Consider the following 1839-nt stretch of genomic DNA (forward strand, 5'->3'; position numbering starts at 1 on the left):
GCGGGCATCGTGAAAAATCTATGGCAAAGAAAGCCTTATGTTCTCATAACTGACGATTAAATCGCACCTTCCTTAACTTTCTCGCGCAGGGGTTAAACCGCCGCCGCAGTCATTTGATCGGCGTGATGGTCTCGCGCATCGGCGATCCGTTTCGCAGCAGCCTGCTTGACGCCCTGCTCAGCGAGATCCAGCGCTGTGGTTTTCAGGCGCTGGTGAGTGAAATTCGCAGCGAGCAGGAGCTGGCTCTTACGCTGCGCCGTTTTGCCCAGTTTCGGGTTTCCGGGGTGATTGTCACCTCCGGCCAGCCGCCGGAGTCGCTGGTGAACGAATGCGTGTCGCAGCAGATCCCGGTGGTGGGCATCAATCGCCAGCCGGATATCCCCTTTGTGGATTATATCTGTTCGGATAATGTCCAGGGCGCGACCCTCGCGGCCGGGCAACTGGTCCGCAACGGCTGCCGTCGTTTCGGCTGGCTCAATACCTCTGACTCGACGTGGGCCGGGCGGATGCGTGGCGATGCCTTTTATCAGGCGCTGCTGGCGCTCGGTGTCGACGCCACGCGCGATCTGCAACCGATTGTCGCCCCCGCTGAAGGTTATGACGGCGGATTTCAGGCTGCCGCCGACGCGGAGAAGTCCCTCGAGGGCGTCTTCTGTGCCAATGCGCAGCTCGCCTGCGGTTTTCTTGACGGAATGCGCCAGCGCGGCAGGCACTGCCCGGACGATTTTCAGCTCATCGGTTTTGACAATACGCCGCAAACGGCGCAATACAGTTATCAGCTCACCACTCTGCATCAGGACGTTGCGGAGATTTCCCGCCAGGCTTTAACCCGTCTGCTGGAACGCGCTGACAATCCGCTCCAGCCTTCGCGCACAACCTGGGTGGATGTGCAGTTAATTCATCGGCGTACATCGCCATTACTTTTTTAAGAGCAGGCCATGACAGAAGAACAACAGCAGTCATTATGCGCGCTGATTCGCCAGTTGGGCGCACAGGCGCAGGCGTTACGTAATGCGGGATTACAGGTGGATAAAAAAGCCCGCCAGGATTTTGTCTCCCATGCCGATCTGTTTGTCGAAAAAGAGATCAAAAGCTGGCTCAAAGTCCACTGCCCGGAGGATGGTTTTCTCGGGGAAGAGAGCGGCCTGGAGGCGGGGGAGCACGGCACCTGGGTGCTCGACCCTATCGACGGGACGACTAACTATATTCAGGGGATGGATTACTGGTGTATCTCTCTGGCCTGGGTTCGCCAGAACGTGACTGAGCTGGGGATTATCTACGCCCCGGACCGCAATGAATTTTTCTTTGCCCTCCGTGGCGCAGGCGCTTTTCTTAATGACCAGCCTCTGAAATTACGCGAGCCGGATCCGGAAACGGTGATTATCGGTATGGGGCGCTCCAGCCGCGCGCCGGTGGAAAACTATACCCGGACCATGGCCCGTGTGCTCAACGCCGGAATGGAGTATCGCCGCTTTGGCGCCGGGGCGCTGATGCTGGCCCACGTCGCCAGCGGGCAGGTGCATGCCTATTACGAAGAACATATGAACAGTTGGGACGCGCTGGCGGGGATGTTGATCATCGTCGAAGCGGGCGGGGCCAGTAATGCATTTCTCGCTAATAATGGTCTGCTAAATGGCAATCTGGTGCTGGCCGGATGTATTGATGTGCAGGCGCGCCTGAGCGCGCTGCTGGTGGACAGATAAGGGAACGGGGCAATGACGTCGGTGTCGTCTGCCCCACCCTCACCCCTGCCCTCTCCCTGAGGGCTGAGTGATCCCCAGTAATATGGTCAGTCATCCATGACCATATTACTGTATTCTTTCCCTAACATTTTCAGTA

Annotated in this window: 1 protein-coding gene and 1 pseudogene; both read left to right on the forward strand. The window is 57.9% G+C overall.

Features of this window, described 5'->3' with window-relative positions; translation table 11 throughout:
* Positions 1-71: 71 nt before the first annotated feature.
* Positions 72-929: pseudogene (locus ACSZO4_RS25425) on the forward strand (substrate-binding domain-containing protein); the annotation flags it as partial.
* A 9-nt stretch (positions 930-938) separates the two neighbouring features.
* The gene (locus tag ACSZO4_RS25430; protein ID WP_437891863.1) at positions 939-1703 is read left to right on the forward strand and encodes an inositol monophosphatase family protein; all 765 of its coding nucleotides are present in this window, start codon (positions 939-941) and stop codon (positions 1701-1703) included.
* Positions 1704-1839: the final 136 nt, after the last annotated feature.

Origin of the sequence: Phytobacter sp. V91, from assembly GCF_965644225.1 — a bacterium.
Classification (GTDB): Bacteria; Pseudomonadota; Gammaproteobacteria; order Enterobacterales; family Enterobacteriaceae; genus CBFFRJ01.

Bases quoted from the DNA above. Each gene is read 5' to 3' on its own strand.
- ACSZO4_RS25430 (WP_437891863.1), top strand. From the start codon at position 939: ATGACAGAAGAACAACAGCAGTCATTATGCGCGCTGATTCGCCAGTTG.